16 protein-coding genes are annotated in these 13,807 nt (G+C 37.4%); 8 read left to right on the plus strand and 8 right to left on the minus strand.

Annotation, left to right across the window (positions count from 1 at the left end):
* Window positions 1-13: 13 nt before the first annotated feature.
* Window positions 14-1,567 (plus strand): PBECR2 nuclease fold domain-containing protein, encoded by a 1,554-nt coding sequence (locus tag A3217_RS07465; RefSeq protein WP_066389266.1) that lies wholly within the window; start codon window positions 14-16, stop codon window positions 1,565-1,567.
* Window positions 1,568-2,022: 455 nt separating this feature from the next.
* Here the strand turns inward: A3217_RS07465 and A3217_RS09475 are convergent, their stop codons facing one another.
* From A3217_RS09475 to A3217_RS07480, 6 genes are all read right to left on the minus strand, one after another.
* Entirely contained in the window at window positions 2,023-2,187 is a 165-nt protein-coding gene (locus A3217_RS09475) for a hypothetical protein (protein ID WP_231860225.1), read from the minus strand.
* A gap of 126 nt (window positions 2,188-2,313) precedes the next feature.
* Window positions 2,314-2,520 carry a portal protein gene (locus A3217_RS09480; RefSeq protein WP_231860226.1) on the minus strand — a complete coding sequence of 69 codons (207 nt, stop codon included), beginning with the start codon at window positions 2,518-2,520 and terminating at the stop codon, window positions 2,314-2,316.
* 59 nt (window positions 2,521-2,579) lie between these two features.
* Window positions 2,580-2,984 carry a portal protein gene (locus A3217_RS09485; RefSeq protein ID WP_231860227.1) on the minus strand — a complete coding sequence of 135 codons (405 nt, stop codon included), beginning with the start codon at window positions 2,982-2,984 and terminating at the stop codon, window positions 2,580-2,582.
* A 273-nt stretch (window positions 2,985-3,257) separates the two neighbouring features.
* Entirely contained in the window at window positions 3,258-3,443 is a 186-nt protein-coding gene (locus tag A3217_RS07475) for a hypothetical protein (RefSeq protein WP_066389267.1), read from the minus strand.
* Between the two features lie 71 nt (window positions 3,444-3,514).
* Window positions 3,515-3,646: a hypothetical protein gene (locus A3217_RS09560; RefSeq protein ID WP_257722269.1), complete on the minus strand. Its 132-nt coding sequence runs from the start codon at window positions 3,644-3,646 to the stop codon at window positions 3,515-3,517.
* 115 nt (window positions 3,647-3,761) lie between these two features.
* On the minus strand, window positions 3,762-4,550 hold the full coding sequence (locus A3217_RS07480; RefSeq protein ID WP_066389268.1) for a hypothetical protein: 789 nt from the start codon (window positions 4,548-4,550) through the stop codon (window positions 3,762-3,764).
* Window positions 4,551-4,724: 174 nt separating this feature from the next.
* Between A3217_RS07480 and A3217_RS07485 the strand changes: the two genes are divergently transcribed.
* The 3 genes from A3217_RS07485 to A3217_RS07495 all read left to right on the plus strand — a co-directional run bounded on the left by A3217_RS07485 (window position 4,725) and on the right by A3217_RS07495 (window position 7,231).
* Entirely contained in the window at window positions 4,725-5,801 is a 1,077-nt protein-coding gene (locus tag A3217_RS07485) for an LptF/LptG family permease (protein ID WP_066389269.1), read from the plus strand.
* 91 nt (window positions 5,802-5,892) lie between these two features.
* Window positions 5,893-6,597 (plus strand): F0F1 ATP synthase subunit A, encoded by a 705-nt coding sequence (locus tag A3217_RS07490; protein WP_066389270.1) that lies wholly within the window; start codon window positions 5,893-5,895, stop codon window positions 6,595-6,597.
* A gap of 4 nt (window positions 6,598-6,601) precedes the next feature.
* Window positions 6,602-7,231 (plus strand): thiamine phosphate synthase, encoded by a 630-nt coding sequence (locus A3217_RS07495; RefSeq protein ID WP_066389272.1) that lies wholly within the window; start codon window positions 6,602-6,604, stop codon window positions 7,229-7,231.
* Between the two features lie 28 nt (window positions 7,232-7,259).
* Here A3217_RS07495 and lolA read toward each other — a convergent pair whose 3' ends face one another.
* Window positions 7,260-7,829 carry a LolA-like outer membrane lipoprotein chaperone gene (lolA, locus tag A3217_RS07500; protein WP_066389273.1) on the minus strand — a complete coding sequence of 190 codons (570 nt, stop codon included), beginning with the start codon at window positions 7,827-7,829 and terminating at the stop codon, window positions 7,260-7,262.
* A gap of 170 nt (window positions 7,830-7,999) precedes the next feature.
* On the opposite strand from lolA, the gene secA reads away from it, so the two are divergent.
* Window positions 8,000-10,558: a preprotein translocase subunit SecA gene (gene secA, locus A3217_RS07505; protein ID WP_066389274.1), complete on the plus strand. Its 2,559-nt coding sequence runs from the start codon at window positions 8,000-8,002 to the stop codon at window positions 10,556-10,558.
* A 449-nt stretch (window positions 10,559-11,007) separates the two neighbouring features.
* The gene (locus A3217_RS07510; protein ID WP_156471892.1) at window positions 11,008-12,483 is read left to right on the plus strand and encodes a hypothetical protein; all 1,476 of its coding nucleotides are present in this window, start codon (window positions 11,008-11,010) and stop codon (window positions 12,481-12,483) included.
* A 98-nt stretch (window positions 12,484-12,581) separates the two neighbouring features.
* Here the strand turns inward: A3217_RS07510 and rpsO are convergent, their stop codons facing one another.
* Complete coding sequence (rpsO, locus tag A3217_RS07515) at window positions 12,582-12,854, minus strand: 30S ribosomal protein S15 (RefSeq protein WP_066389276.1); 273 nt, start codon at window positions 12,852-12,854, stop codon at window positions 12,582-12,584.
* A 323-nt stretch (window positions 12,855-13,177) separates the two neighbouring features.
* Between rpsO and fur the strand changes: the two genes are divergently transcribed.
* Together fur and A3217_RS09100 are read left to right on the plus strand one after the other, a co-directional pair.
* Window positions 13,178-13,639, plus strand: coding sequence for a ferric iron uptake transcriptional regulator (fur, locus tag A3217_RS07520; protein WP_066389800.1), 462 nt, complete (start codon window positions 13,178-13,180; stop codon window positions 13,637-13,639).
* 8 nt (window positions 13,640-13,647) lie between these two features.
* Entirely contained in the window at window positions 13,648-13,800 is a 153-nt protein-coding gene (locus A3217_RS09100; RefSeq protein ID WP_156471893.1) for a hypothetical protein, read from the plus strand.
* Window positions 13,801-13,807 lie beyond the last annotated feature (7 nt).

The raw sequence follows: 13,807 nt of genomic DNA on the forward strand, positions 1-13,807 counted from the left end.
TTTGCGTAATGAAATGGACAAAAATTTTAAAAAAAGACAAGTTGAGAAGTTTAATAAAAATAAAGCAGAAGTAGATAAATTAGAAAAAGAGCTAGAAGCCTTAAAGTTAGGAAGCTTAAAAGATGAAACCTTTACAGACCAAAAGGGACAAGAGCATATTTTAAGTAAAGACGCACAAGAGCTATGGCTAAAAACCTTTAAACTTGATAGCTTAGAACAGGATTTTATCCCATTCCATAACGAAAGAATAAAAAAGGCTTTAGGAGGTAAGGAGTTTAGACTAACCAAAGGCAGTTTATATAAAATTGTAGAGAAAAACCACGAACAATACATAGAGCAAATTAAAGAAACACTAGAAGAACCCGACGCAATAATAAAAGATATTGATAATATGTTTATTTTTGCAAAAGAGTTAGATAATAAATTGTATTTTACTAGCGTAAATTTAGAGACTAAAGATTATTTTATAAGTATTTCTAATGCACCCAAAAAAGAAAGTGTTTTAAAAAATAAGCTTGAAGCAGGTGCGAAAATTGTTTATCGATCTCCAAACGCCAAGACAATTTTTTACACTGAAACGCTTTTACAGGCTAACAAATCTTTAGCCAACGAGACCGACAAAGGCAGTTTATCAATTGAACAATTAAAAGAATATGAAAAATTAGCGCAAATAAATCCAAAAGAGCTACAAGAAAATTTCAATATAGCTAAAATCATAAAGCATACTGAGACAGAAAACCCCCAAGAGCAAGAATCCTTAAAAAAGGAATTGCTAGAATCTAGCAACACACTTAAAAAGATGTTAGATTTTATAGAACTAACAATAAAAGATAAAATAGACGCAATAGAATATGCAACTTATCCACAAAGTGAAATGGAAGCAAAAATACAAGAGCTAAGAGCTAGAGGTATAGGTGAAAAATACCTAGAATCCCAAGCAAGAGCAGAGCTAGAGAACGAATATTATGGGTTAGAGTTAGCACAGCTTAGGAAAAAAGAATCTGAGTTAAGAAAAGCGCAATTTTTTGAAAATTTGGAAATTATACTAAGCCCAAAATTTAAAGAAAAGGGTGAATTGGGACAAGCAAACTATTATGACTTGATAAAAAGAAAAATGAACATAGCCTTTAAGATTCTAAACAATGAAAGCAAACTTGCAAAACAAGAAAAGAACCTTACTTACAAGCTTAATACAAAAGAGGGCGAAAAAGTAGTGAGAAAGATTTTCAATGATTATAAGCCCGATTTGGAACAAAGGGAACTTTTTGAAAAAGTTTTACCAATGGCACAAAAGCTAGAAGTTACTTTTATCCACGCTTTGCATAATGGAGACAAAACTGCTAGCGGACTTTATGAAGTGCATAGTAATACCGCAAGGCTAAAACATAACCATACAAATGCACAAGAAAAAGGCAGAACCCTTTTACACGAGCTTATCCACTCTACATCATCAAGGGCTTTATTACTTTATGAAAGAAATCCAAGCGTGCTAAATGATATGCAAAAAACCGCAATTAAAATATCAAGGCGATTTATAAAGAGCTTACAGAAAAAACAGAGGAATTAGGATTTAAAAAGAGGATTATGGATTAAGAAACGAACACGAGCTATTAGCTGAGCTTAGCAACAGGGAATTTAGAGAAAAACTTAAAAAGGTCGGTGTGTTTGAAAAGCTTATAGAGAATGTTTTAAGGATAGTTTTAAGTGTAAAAGACTTCATAAGTGCGAAAAAGGCAACACTTACGAAGAATTAAAAAAAGAATCTTTTTGACTTGATAGACAACACAGAAAACAAACAATTTGAAAATTTTAGTGGGAATTTAAGTTTAAGCTTAAAGTAATATCCCCTTTTTTTTGTTATATTGAGCGCGAAATATCTCTTTTAGATTCTTCGCTGCGCTCAGAATGACAAAGGGAGGCTCAGAATGATAAAAAAGGTTCGCCCAAAGGCGCAAGTAATAACAATGGAAGCTTAAAAGCTAATGACAAGGTAGATAGGTTAAAGCTAATGCAAAAGCTCTCTTAGCACATATCCTTTACACTAATTTGCATTGTTTTCTTAGCCATTTTTTGCGCTTGTGTTTGTGTAGGCGCTTTAGTTTCTTCGCTTTGTTCAGTTTGACAAGGTGGCTCAGTTTGAGAGGCAAGCTGTGCCTCTTGTTTCATTTGCTCTTGCATTTGTCCCATAACCTCGCTTTGAGATTCTAGCTTTTAGCTCTCTTTTTGTAGTTTTTGTATTTGTGCTTGAAGTTTTGCTATTTCTAGCTCTTGCATTTTCTGCGTTATCGGCGCGTTTGCTTTGCTTTGTTCCTCTTATGCTTTATCCGCATTTGCTAAAACTTCCTCGATGTCTTCTATAATCTGCGAGTCTGTGTCTTTTAACATTAAAGGAAGAAGTTGCGTAACAATATCAGGGCGGATACCCGAGATAGTTTTAAAAATCTCACTCCAATGCACGAATCGTTCCTCTCGCCCTTGCTGCTTAAGTTGGGATTTAAAAGTCAAGTCAAAAGCACTCAACTTTATTTTATTACCTGCATTAGTATTAATGCTAAAGTATCATTCCACTTTCTTTTTATCTACCATTCTAAACATCTGCGGTTTTGTGAAATAGTGCTGATAAAGCTTAATACTTTTTCATAAAGTAGCCTATCTGCGGTATCCGCGCTATTTACATAATACTGCAAGCCCAAAAGCCCACTTTCTCGCCTTTGTGCGATAGCGATTCCACTTTGTCTATTTGTCGCCATTGCCAAAGCTTCGTCATTAAGCCCGCTTAGGATTTTTGCCATATTTTTCTTTTGCTCGCTCTTTTGGCTTAGGGCTGCAATATCTGCGTGGTGTTGCACAAATTGAATTTTATTCTCTTGTAATGCTCCACTTCTAACACCTACAACCGCAGCTTCTTTGTATCCGCTTAAAGCGCGTTCATTAGCAAAGCTGTCATTAGTTAGCATTGTGTTAAGTTCGTAGAGTGAGAGCATTTTTGTCCTTTTAATAGAAGTTAAAAAGTGGATTAAACACAAAAAAAGAAAAAATGCTAATGTCCTTGTTGTTTTTTGCAATCTTTACATTTTCTGCTTTTGTGATAATGTGCTTAGTGGGGAGAAAAAAACAAGATTCTAACCAAAAAGACGACCACTCAAATATCGCATCGAGCAGTTGCCTTAACTATGATAAACATTGTCATTCTGAGCCTTGAGGGCGAAGAATCTAAAAAGGGGATATTTCGCTTGCGCTCAATATGACAAAAACATTTAAAGTTGCCCATTACAAAGCATTTTAAAGCTTACTTTCATAAATTCCTCCGCCTTGAAGTTTGTATTCATATAAAAATTTAATATGTCTTTTGAAATGCCTCCATAGCTTCTTGGCTTGTAATTGTAAGTGTTATTAAGTATCCCTATGGCTTCATCTTTGCTCATTTTTTTGCGATATATCATTTCTCCATAACTCGCGCATTTTTTTCTGAAAAAATCCCATAAGGCATAAAGAAAACTTCTCTATCATTAAGCTACACTTTCTCACTATACGCAAACCTAGCATCGCCTATCTCAAATCGTTCTATCTGCTCTTGTGTGCAATCGCTTTTCCAAAGCATTTCATGCGGGAGTGAATCCCGCTTCGGCTCCGCTTGCGCGTTCATACTCGGCGTTTTTTGGTTGATTAGAATCTAAGATTCTCAAGCTAAAATTTACGCCGAGGGAGACTCGGCTTTAGGTTTGGAATATGTATTAAATCTAAGGGGTTAGACTATACTCTTAAAACACATAACCAAAAATCACAGAAACACGGTAGTATGGGACTTGGAAGTCTTTTGTTTTAATATCACTATTAAGCGCGTTGAAATTCTCGCTTGTTGGTGTTCTTGTGGTGTTTGTGAGGTTACCCATTATATAGCGCACACCCATACTAAAGGTATTATTAAGCCGCCAACCTACACCGCCACCATAGATGATTCCTTGATATGCAGTATCTGCACTCCAATCATTTTCTACTTCGCTTTTGTAAAATGTATCAGTGATTGAGTGATACGCATAGCCCCCCATTGCCTGTGCATAAAACGAGCCAGCTTGCACACCTATGACGACAGGCACTTGCACACCCCAACCTCTAAATCCTGTCTCACCCAACAAACCGCGCCCATTTGGAAGCTGGCTGGAAGGATTTGCAAAAATATTGCTATCACCGCGTGCTTGCAAATAAATAGGTGCAGTGATTTCTAAGCCAACATAAGGATGCAAACCTCGCGCGCTACGAATCGCCATAATATAGCTAGAATAGCCGATGTCAGCGGAATTTAAAATCGTGCTTCCGAGCTTTGAATACGAATACCCCAAATGCCCTTCATTATAAAACACCCAAGTTGCAGAATTCGCCTTTGTGCTTGCTTTGATAACCCTACCATTGCCAAAATTTGACAAAAGTGAGCTTTCATAACCTTTGTATTGCTGGAAATAATTGTTGTTGCTCGCTGCACTTAGATTCCCAACACAAAGCGCACTAAGCACACCGGCAAAAGCAAGTTTTTTTAAAAATTGTGCTTTCATTTTCAAACTCCTTCTTTGAAACTAAAAATTTAGAATCTCGCATTATACTACGAGAAACCCTAAAATCGTCCCAAACCCAAAAACTCTTTAAAATTCTGCAAAAAATACGCGCCAAAAAAGCTATAATTACACAGAATCAACACCGCAAAATAGAGAATCTAAGGACAGCTAGTAATGTTTTTTCGCTTTATCACGCAATATTATTTGAAGTATTTTTTAATCGTGTTTCTCGCACTCGAACTCTTTTTTGTGGGAATTGACACGCTGAAATATGTTGATGATTTGCCAGATTCTGCAAACCTTTTTATCCTTTTTTTGTTTTATGATAGCGTGTATGCGATGAGCTACACATTGCCTATTTCACTGGTGTTAAGCTCGATTATGTTTTTCATCACTTTTTTGAAAAGCAACCAACTCACCGCACTTTTGGCGCTTGGATTCTCTCGTTTTAGCATTTTAAAGCCAATTTTACTTGTGGCGACTTTGGTGACATGTTTGCATATCGGGCTAAATTGCACACCTTTTGCCTACGCACAAGAAAGCGCAGAATCTATCATCAATAATCAAGCCGTGCTTAATGTCCGTCAAGATGTGCTTTTAAAATTTAATGATAAATACATCTTTATGGGAAAAATTTTCCCACTCGAAAATGGCGGTGCGCGGGCTGAGAATATTAAAATTTTTGAGCTAGAAAACAGGGAATTAAGAAGCTATTACACCGCTAAAAGTGCGTTTTTTACAAATGATTCTTGGAGGCTAGAAAATGCTGTATTTTTGGATATTAATAAAAATTTGCAACTTGGCAAACCAGCGCTTAAACGCGAGGAATTAACGCATTTAGAAGTGCTAAATGGATTTCGCCCAAAGGTGCTTGATACTTTTTCGCAAGATAAGCCCACCGTTTCAATCGTTGATGCAATTGACACACTCAAAATCTCTCTGCAACAAGGCACAAGCTCGACTAAAATGCGCGCGATTCTCTATGGACTAATGATTGTGCCTTTCTTTGTGCCATTAAGCATTCTAATCATCGCTTCTTTTATCCCATCTCTGGCGCGTTATGGGAATCTCGCGCTTATTAGTTTTGCCTGTATTGTGGGTGCATTGATCGTGTGGGGGCTGTTTTTCTCTTTTTCAGAATTAAGCATTAGCGGTTTATTACAACCAGAAGCAGGTGTGCTTAGTCCATTTTTATTGCTTTTTTTCGTCAGCCTTTATTTCCTGCGTAAAATCAACACAAAGTTTATCTAGCTCTAAAATTTCTTTAATTCTTGCAAAGTTTAATATTTCTTTTACTCAAAACTAGGCATAATAATCAAAAATTTAAAATAAGGGTATAGATATGGAAGAGAGAGTTTTCACCTTTGCAGGTTTGCTGTATTCGCACACATTTGAGGAGTTTTTTTCTCATCAGGATTTCGTCATCGGGCTTTATACGCTTTTAATCACTTTGTTAATTCTGCTCTTTGCTAAACTTGCCACAAGTAAGATGCAACTCGTACCTAGCGGGATTCAGAATGTGTATGAGACATTGCTTAGTGGCGTGATAAGTTTTTCAAAAGACATTGTGGGTGAGGAAGTCGCAAGGAAGTATTTTCCGCTTGCTGGGACGATTGGTTTTATGGTGCTTTTTGCTAACTTGATTGGTATTATCCCCGGATTTGAAGCACCATCTTCAAGCCTTAGTTTTACGCTTGTGCTAGCGCTTGTGGTGTTTTTTTATTACCATTTTGAAGGCATTAGAGCGCAGGGCGTGTTTAGCTATTTCAAGCATTTTGCTGGTCCGGTGTGGTGGCTTACTCCGTTAATGTTGCCAGTTGAGATTATTTCGCATTTTTCGCGCATTATCTCGCTTTCATTTCGTTTGTTTGGGAATATCAAGGGCGATGATATGTTTTTGCTTATTATCCTAATGCTCGCACCTTGGGTTGTGCCAGCCGTGCCATTTGCAATTCTTACTTTTATGGCGTTTTTGCAAGCCTTTGTTTTTATGATCCTTACTTATGTTTATTTGCATGGTGCTGTGGTGGTAGATTCTGACCACTAGGCATTTGCAGTCTTATCTCATCACCCCAAACCCTACGCGCGCATATTTGCGCGATTTTCCACAGATTCTCTCTACTTTCAAGCCAAATCTTGCAATGTTTCGGTTAGATTCCCACAATTTAGAGAATCTAGATTCTGAAATTTTCCCTCTTGGGCTTGAATTTGCAAAGCTTTGCAAAAAAAATGGGGTTTTAAGCTTTCTTAATCTCCCAAATATCACGCAGATTTTTCAAGACACACAAACACAAGAGAAGCTTTTCGCTTACTTTGATGGCGTGCATTTAAAAGGCATACAAAGAGATTTATTGCCCATTTTGCGTGATTTGCCAAAAGATTTTAATCTAGGCTTTAGCGCACATAGCATCACAGAGTTAGAATCCGCACTCACGCTTGGAGCGCAATATTGCACACTTAGCCCCATTTTTTCCACACCAAATAAGGGCGCACCACTAGGAATAAAAACACTTTTAAGCTTAGATTCTACGCTTTTGTCGCGTATTTTTGCACTTGGTGGGATAGACACGCCACAAAAACGCACAGAGTTAGAATCCGCACTCAAAGCTAACTTTGATAATGTATGCAATTTGCGAGGTTTCGCCTCAATCCGCTATTTTTTAAATCTGCAAAATATCTAGATTCGCAAAAGCTTTCGCCCAAAAAACCCTAATGCCTAAGAATATCAACGCCCTTTGGCACAACAAAGACGAACACAGAATCTGCTATTTTTGGATTTACCTTGATATTTTCCAATATGATGATTGTCGTATTTTCCAAGCTATCACTATATTCTATGCGTTTTGGCAAGCCTTTAGAATCTAGATAAATATCATACGCAATGTCATCAATTTTAGCCCTCAAGTGCTTTTTACCCTCAACTTCCTCTGCCTTACTAAGAATCTCAAAAAAATCCTGCTGCGTGCTAAGATTTTGAATATGGACTTGTTGCAGTGCTGGCTCATAGACGATGAGTTCTTTATTATTGACAAAAACCTCTTTTTGCATTGGCGGCTCATAGCTCCACTTTGCCTTATTTGGCGCTTTTGCCTGCAATTTGCCACTATAATTCAAAGTCATCTCTTCTTGCGTACTTACCATCTGCACGAAATCTGCCTCCAAACTCTTAAGATTTTTTAGCTCAAATTCCGCCCCAAAGCCAAAAACCAAAAAGCCCGAAAATACAAAAATACACACCCTCATCACGCGCTTCATTGAAATATTTGTCCCAAAATTCATTTTACAATTTCTCCAAAGATTTTCATACCAAAATCCCAAAATCTTAAGTAAAAAATGTAAATATGTTCAAACTTAGGCGCGGTTTCAGACAAAAGGCTTTAATAAAATATGCTAAAATCACCACTCTAATTCAAGCAACGACCACCTAACTTAAAACCAGCGAGGAAACAATGCTAAAAATGATACTTAATAAAATTTTAGGCTCACGAAATACCAAAATGCTTAAAATCTATCAAAAACGCGTAAATGCCATAAACGCGCTAGAATCTAGCCTACAACCTTTAAGCGATGAGGAATTACAAGCAAAATTTCAATCACTCAAAAATGCCGTGCAAAATGAAGGAAAAAGCCTAGATTCTGTGCTAGACGAAAGCTTTGCAATCACACGCGAGGCGAGCAAAAGGGTGCTAGGAATGAGACATTTTGATGTCCAGCTCATTGGCGGTATGGTATTACACGAAGGGAAAATTGCTGAAATGCGCACAGGTGAGGGAAAAACACTTGTGGCAACCTTAGCGGTCGCGCTCAATGCGCTAAGTGGCAAGAGCGTGCATGTGATAACGGTGAATGACTATCTAGCGAACCGCGATGGCACCGAGCTTACACCTCTTTATAATTTTTTGGGCTTAAGCGTTGGTATTATCACTTCAGATTTGCGTGATGATGAACTCAAGCTTAGTGCATACGCAAGCAATGTCGTGTATGGCACGAATAATGAATTTGGCTTTGACTACCTGCGCGATAATATGAAATACGACCTCGCGCAAAAGGTGCAAAAGCACCATTTTTTCGCCATTGTTGATGAGGTGGATTCTATCCTTATTGACGAGGCGCGCACGCCTTTGATTATTTCAGCCCCTGTAAATCGCACTATGCAAAATTACCAGCTTGCAAATTCTGTGGCGCAGAAGCTCAAAGCAGAATCTGATTTTAATATTGATGAAAAAAACCGCGTGATTTTGCTTACAGAAGAAGGCATTAAAAATGCCGAGCTGCTTTTTAAGGTTGATAATCTTTACAGCATTGAAAATGCCGCGCTATCCCACCATCTAGACCAAGCACTCAAGGCAAATTACCTCTTTTTGAAAGATAAAGATTATGTGGTGCGTGAGGGTGAAGTGGTGATTGTCGATGAATTTACAGGGCGACTAAGTGAGGGCAGGCGTTTTAGCGAGGGCTTACATCAAGCTATTGAAGCCAAAGAAAATGTCGCGATTAAAGAAGAATCCCAAACACTTGCGGATATTACTTTCCAAAATTACTTCCGCTTATATGGTAAGCTTGCCGGAATGACTGGCACAGCGCAAACTGAGGCAAGCGAATTTTTGCAAATTTATAACCTTGATGTCGTCTCAATCCCCACAAATGTCCCAATCAAGCGCAATGATTTAAACGACTTAATTTATAAAAGCGAGAGAGAAAAATTTAATGCTGTTGTGACAAAAATCATCGAGCTTTACAAAAGCACACAGCCGGTGCTTGTGGGGACTGCTAGCATTGAAAAAAGCGAAGTATTGCACGAACTGCTAAAAAAAGCCAGAATCCCGCATAATGTGCTTAATGCAAAACAACATGCCAAAGAAGCTGAAATCATCAAAGACGCGGGCAAAAAAGGCTCGGTTACAATCGCTACAAATATGGCTGGACGCGGCGTGGATATTAAAATTGATGATGAAGTGCGCGCTCTTGGTGGGTTGTATATCATCGGCACAGAGCGCCACGAAAGCCGCCGCATTGATAATCAATTGCGCGGGCGTGCCGGTAGGCAGGGCGATCCGGGCGTTAGTCAATTTTATTTAAGCTTAGAAGATTCTTTGCTTAGAATCTTTGGGAGTGATAAGCTAAAAAATATTATGGAGCGCTTGGGGCTTAAAGATGGCGAGTACATAGAATCGAGCCTTGTAACGCACTCAGTCGAAAACGCGCAAAAAAAGGTGGAAAGTCTGCATTTTGAATCTCGCAAGCATTTGCTTGAATATGATGATGTCGCAAACGAGCAAAGAAAGGCGATTTATCGCTTGCGCGATGATTTATTAAATGCGGAATTTGATATGAGCGAAAAAATCACGCAAAACCGCACCACCACACTTAGCCACTTGCTAGAGCGCGCGCAGATTTTCCCAAATGAAGATAGCGCAAATTTTGATTTAAACACACTGCGAGCAATTTTAAAAGAGGAGTTAGGCATTGCCTCTGTGCAAAATTTAGAAGGTTTAGAATACGAAGAATTGCAAGAAACACTCAATGCCAAAATCACGCAGGAATATGAAGCTAAAATGGCACTTTTAAGCAAAGAGCAACGTAATGAAATCGAGCGCATCATCTATCTGCAAGTGCTTGATAACTCGTGGCGCGAGCATCTCTACACGATGGACAATCTCAAAACTGGCATTGGCTTGCGTGGCTATAACCAAAAAGATCCGCTTGTAGAATACAAAAAAGAGAGTTACAACCTCTTTTTAGAGTTTGTTGAAAATCTCAAAATTGATACCACTAAAACCCTGCAAATTGTGCGCTTGAAATCTCAAGAGGATGAGAAACAAGCCGCGCAAAAGGTGCTAGATTCTCTAGAATCTAGCGAAGAGAATTTTTCATTCAACAAAGATGAAAGCGCGATAAACGCACCAAAAGCAAAAATCTCGCGCAATGATCCTTGTCCGTGCGGAAGTGGTAAAAAATACAAACTTTGCCACGGCAAAAGTGGTCCCAAAAAAGGATTGCTAGCTTAAAGTATGTAGTTTGATTATGTCCTATTCAAGCGGTCAAATCACCCTACACTCCGCCTCACCATATTCCCACGCGTATATTTCACCTCGTTTGATTGGTGAGATTGTAGGATTCTTGCCTTAGCTATCGCGCACATACTCAACATTTTCTAGTTGATAAGATTGCTAAATTCTGTCGCGTTGTTGGGAGATTTAAAATCTAAAGCACAAGAGCGGAAGAAGCGGAAGCGCAATTCTAGTGATTTTTGGCTTTGATAGCTTAAATTAAGCAGAATCTAGCTAAAATCGCAACTCTTAAAAATTCTGCTTTTGGGAGCTTTATAAATGGATATTATTAAAACCTTATTACCCCCCCCCCTATTAGGAATTTAGCAAATAAATTTCATCTTAAAAAGTCTTTCTCGCAATTTCTGCAGTTTCTTCACTCAAAACAATTTCTCTTGATTCTTTGTTTGATTGTTTTTATCTTTGCGCTTTTTTTGCGTTTGTATTTTGCTTATAAAAAAGATACCTTTCATATTGACGAAAGTCTTTCGGTTGCGATTAGTGCGAATAGTGGCTATATGTGGGGCAAGCCTTTACCAAATGGAGAGTTTTTTGGTAAAGAATTGAAGGGTATAGCATATTGGCACGATAGAAGTTTTGCTGATGCGATTTCTGATATTAAGGGTTTGTGGAAAAATAATCAGTGGGACCTTGACCACCCAAATTTATATTACATACTTTATAGATTATGGCATATTGGCGTGCAAACCGGCGATTTTGAATGGATCAAGCAACGTGGAATTGGATTAAATCTAGTCTTTTTTGCTTATGGTTTTATTTTTGCCTTTTTCCTTGCCCGCAGACTTTTTGGCTTTAATTTCTTGATTCCATTATTTTTAGCTCTTGCTTTTTTTAATTCAGCAAGTGTTTCAAATACTATTTTCATTCGAGAATATGCCTTGCAAGAAGCTTTGGCTCTTTTATTTGTCCTTAATCTCTTGTTGTTTTTTCAGAATCCAAGGCGAGGTTTTTGGTTTCTAGTTTATTTTGCTTTCTGCACAGCACTTTTTCTGCTTTCTGGTTATTTTACATTGTTTTTTGTCCTGCCATGTGTCATAGTTCTGCTATGTGTACATTTTAGAAATGGCTTAAAAATTATTTTTGCAACTGCATTAAGTTTTGGATTCTGTAAAATTTTTTATCAAAGTTATTTTCTAGGTTTAGACCAAGGAGGACGCTCTAAACAAGCCTTAGACAAACTCCAGTTACAAGTATTTTTTGAAAATCTCCAAAAATCTTTTGATGCCTTAATAGATATTCTACACACGCACCTGATAAATATTTTTATACTTGTGCTTTTAATTTTTTTATGTTCTCTTTTGCTATGCAAATACAAAACACTCAAAAAATACCTAAATCGTAACCTTGCTTTCACATTGGGTGTTTTTATTTTTAGTATTCTTTGGATTTGCGGAATTTTATATCTCGCTCCTTATAAAACCTTGCGCTATATTATGCCCATATTCCCTTTTTTGTTTTTGGGTATATGTGTTGGGATTTTACTACTTTCTTATAGAATCCCAAAAATAAGTGTATTGTTATCTTTATGCTTTGTTGGCTCACTTTTTTATCATTACAAACTTGATACGCTTAAAAAATCTCTGCCAGATTCAATTTTTAGTCAAGTAAAAACACCTGTTGTGATTCATTTGCCAAATTGGAATTGGCAGTGGGCATACTTTTTGTATCAGCTCAATGACTTACAACTCTACACAATAGAATCTGACAAAAACAAACTTAAAACAGCTATTGCAGACAAATCAAGATTTTATTTCATAAGTTCTAATGGACTACCTTTAGAAAATATAGAAATCATCGAGCAAAAAAGTGTTAGTAATGGAATCGATATTTTCTTGTTGCAAAACAAAAATACTACACAATAGGCAAAACCTATTACTTTAGAATCCAGTGAAACTTGCAAAAAGTGTTTAAAAATGGGTATTAAAAACTAGCCTTAGGCTAGTTTTAGGTAGGCTCGAGATTATCTGTCTTTGAGTTTTAGTGCGCTGATAAGCTTTGCATAGCGCTCGTACTGCGTGCGTTTGAGATATGCAAGAAGCGATTTTCTCTGCCCTACGAGCTTAAGTAGTCCTAAGCGACTTGAATGATCCTTTGGATTTGCTTTCAAATGCTCTGTTAAATCAGCGATACGTTGCGTCAAAAGCGCCACTTGCACTTCTGATGAACCCGTATCCTTAGAATCTCTTGCAAAATTTGCAATAATCTCTTTCTTTTTCGCCATATCTAAAGCCATAATGACCTCCTTGTAATGGTATAAGATTTTTAAGTGTCATCTAGCTTAGACTTAGCTTTCAAAGCCAAACAACACAAAAAGGACGCGATTTTACACAAAAAACGCGCAAAAAGCAAGCACTTGCTTCTTTTGCCCCACAGAAATAGCCTCCAAGAACATAAAAAACTTAAATAATCGCCCAAAGCTACTTAGCCACATATATTTATCGAGCATCGATTTTATCCTGTGAGAATCCCGAAAGATTGCTATGTTATTCTTACTTTGTTTCTTTGTTAAGCTATAATTATGAGAATTTTAAAACAAGCTAAGGGGAAAATCCTATGATGGTGAGCAATACGAGATTAGAAACACTTGATGCGATTTTAGAGCGGTTGCGTGGGGATATTAAAAAAAATGGTTTAAAAAATTCTAAGCAACGCGAGGAAATCATCACCGTTCTTTATAAAAGTGGCACACACTTAAGCCCAGAAGAAATCACAAACCAAATCCGCACGCACGACAAGAATGCTAGCATTTCATCAGTGTATAGAATCTTAAGCTTTTTGGAAAAAGAAGGATTTATCACAGCCCTTGAAGCCGATAAAAGTGGCAGACGCTATGAAATCGCTGCAAAAGAGCATCACGATCACATCATTTGCCTAAATTGCGGAGATATTATTGAGTTTGTCAATCCACAAATTGAAGAAATACAAATCAAAATCTGCCAAGAAATCGGTGCAAAGCTCATCAGCCACGATATGCGCCTTTTTGTCAAATGCTCAAAATGCCAAGGACAAGGGCTATAAAATCTCTTATGATTTTTTATTGCTTGTGCGAAATTGCCCATACAAATTCACACTTACAATCTACTTTCCACAAACACCAAACTACAATCCCGCTTTTTAAAGTCATTGCAAGCATTAGCAAAGAGATTCTAAAAAAGTCAAATAAATTTCTAGATTCTTAAAAAACAC

Source organism: Helicobacter himalayensis (assembly GCF_001602095.1).
GTDB lineage: Bacteria > Campylobacterota > Campylobacteria > Campylobacterales > Helicobacteraceae > Helicobacter_F > Helicobacter_F himalayensis.

What these genes read in the sequence shown, in the direction of transcription:
- A3217_RS07480 (WP_066389268.1), bottom strand. Translation starts at nt 4,550, where the DNA reads ATGAAAGCACAATTTTTAAAAAAACTTGCTTTTGCCGGTGTGCTTAGT.
- A3217_RS09560 (WP_257722269.1), bottom strand. Translation starts at nt 3,646, where the DNA reads ATGAACGCGCAAGCGGAGCCGAAGCGGGATTCACTCCCGCATGAAATG.
- A3217_RS09485 (WP_231860227.1), bottom strand. Translation starts at nt 2,984, where the DNA reads ATGCTCTCACTCTACGAACTTAACACAATGCTAACTAATGACAGCTTT.
- rpsO (WP_066389276.1), bottom strand. Translation starts at nt 12,854, where the DNA reads ATGGCTTTAGATATGGCGAAAAAGAAAGAGATTATTGCAAATTTTGCA.
- A3217_RS09475 (WP_231860225.1), bottom strand. Translation starts at nt 2,187, where the DNA reads ATGGGACAAATGCAAGAGCAAATGAAACAAGAGGCACAGCTTGCCTCT.
- A3217_RS07475 (WP_066389267.1), bottom strand. Translation starts at nt 3,443, where the DNA reads ATGATATATCGCAAAAAAATGAGCAAAGATGAAGCCATAGGGATACTT.
- A3217_RS07485 (WP_066389269.1), top strand. Translation starts at nt 4,725, where the DNA reads ATGTTTTTTCGCTTTATCACGCAATATTATTTGAAGTATTTTTTAATC.
- A3217_RS07465 (WP_066389266.1), top strand. Translation starts at nt 14, where the DNA reads ATGGACAAAAATTTTAAAAAAAGACAAGTTGAGAAGTTTAATAAAAAT.
- lolA (WP_066389273.1), bottom strand. Translation starts at nt 7,829, where the DNA reads ATGAATTTTGGGACAAATATTTCAATGAAGCGCGTGATGAGGGTGTGT.
- fur (WP_066389800.1), top strand. Translation starts at nt 13,178, where the DNA reads ATGGTGAGCAATACGAGATTAGAAACACTTGATGCGATTTTAGAGCGG.
- A3217_RS07490 (WP_066389270.1), top strand. Translation starts at nt 5,893, where the DNA reads ATGGAAGAGAGAGTTTTCACCTTTGCAGGTTTGCTGTATTCGCACACA.
- A3217_RS09100 (WP_156471893.1), top strand. Translation starts at nt 13,648, where the DNA reads ATGATTTTTTATTGCTTGTGCGAAATTGCCCATACAAATTCACACTTA.
- secA (WP_066389274.1), top strand. Translation starts at nt 8,000, where the DNA reads ATGCTAAAAATGATACTTAATAAAATTTTAGGCTCACGAAATACCAAA.